This window comes from Roseibacillus ishigakijimensis (assembly GCF_016595415.1).
Taxonomy (GTDB): domain Bacteria; phylum Verrucomicrobiota; class Verrucomicrobiia; order Verrucomicrobiales; family Akkermansiaceae; genus Roseibacillus; species Roseibacillus ishigakijimensis.
The window spans coordinates 1-1,218 of the sequence record NZ_JAENIO010000100.1; the positions used below are offsets into that span (position 1 = coordinate 1).

Consider the following 1,218-nt stretch of genomic DNA (forward strand, 5'->3'; position numbering starts at 1 on the left):
TCTCTATACCTATGAAATCCGCAATTGTTTCTCTTATCGTCGCCTTTTCCGTCACCTTCGTCGCAGCACAAACGCTCCAAACAGAAGCACCCAGCATCAAGATCACAGGTAATTGTCTAAAAATGACGACTTCTGGACAACAAGTCTACTTAATACCCTTGAGCAAGATAGTGTCGGTTAAGATATCACCATTCTACGAAGACAATATTGGGGAGCCCGATGAAGAGGTGAAAGGATATGTTGAAATTGCAACCACAGCGTTGACTAAAGATAGCTCTTCTGAGGGGGTTACGTCGGTAAGTAAGATTCATCGACTGGAGAACATAAATTTTATGCAAGCCAAGCAATTTGGAGATAGTATTGCTCATGCGCTGGCCCAGTATGGAAGTCAGGATGCCAACTAAATTGCGTTTAGTGCGATCTAGGTGAAACGCGGCACTACCAATGTCGAACAATGCGCAGCACCACAAATCCGACCGCGCTGGCGAGTTGGAGGATTGACTGGACGAGGGTGCGTGGTAGAAGTAGTGAAAGTGCGCTAAGTCGGTCGGATTGGGTGTGCTGGAACGTTCGCCCAAAAATACCAATCCTCCGATGCCTGAATACGCGGACATCTATGCGCTTTGTCAAACGCGCACTGAGCAAGCTATCACGAAGTTTCTAAAGCACTTCTTACCGGATCGTGTAGAGTCTGCTGACTCGTATGAGATTCCACAGTATTCAAGCACCCCTAGGATCATTTATACGAAGGCATCAGATCTGATTCGGCACTGTTGCGAGAACTTGTCTGAGGTTCACAGGATTTACTGGAGGAGCGAGATCCAATCCGAACATGCGATGATATTTTTTCTCGAAGACGGAGGGCTGATATTCGGGTTCTCTACACCTGCCGAGGATGATGGCAGAGTTGCCTTTATCGCAGACGAACTTGATAGATTCAACAACACTGAAGCAGTATTCGTGACCTACGAAGATTTACCGCCAGAGACCTCCGCAGACTTCATTTCATTTTTCCAGAGTCTACCTACTCAGGCTGCTAGACACGACAGAGCGCATAGACTAAACAAGGGCGAACAAACCACTGAGGCCAACTGACAAGTGATTTTTAGGAAAACTGTTCACAGAGTTTGGGGTGGGTTTTCTTGATTGTCTCAATGGTTTTAAGTAGTGGGCTGTTTGATTTTTCCAGGGCTTTGAGGTAGCGCCTTTCGTCGTATT

Annotated in this window: 2 protein-coding genes; both read left to right on the top strand. The window is 46.6% G+C overall.

All coding sequences use genetic code 11. The features are described from left to right. Positions 1-404 (top strand): hypothetical protein (locus JIN78_RS16725; protein WP_234038061.1); only part of this gene is annotated, 404 nt, incomplete at its 5' end. A 379-nt stretch (positions 405-783) separates the two neighbouring features. Next, positions 784-1,095 carry a hypothetical protein gene (locus JIN78_RS16730; protein WP_200393143.1) on the top strand — a complete coding sequence of 104 codons (312 nt, stop codon included), beginning with the start codon at positions 784-786 and terminating at the stop codon, positions 1,093-1,095. Positions 1,096-1,218: the final 123 nt, after the last annotated feature.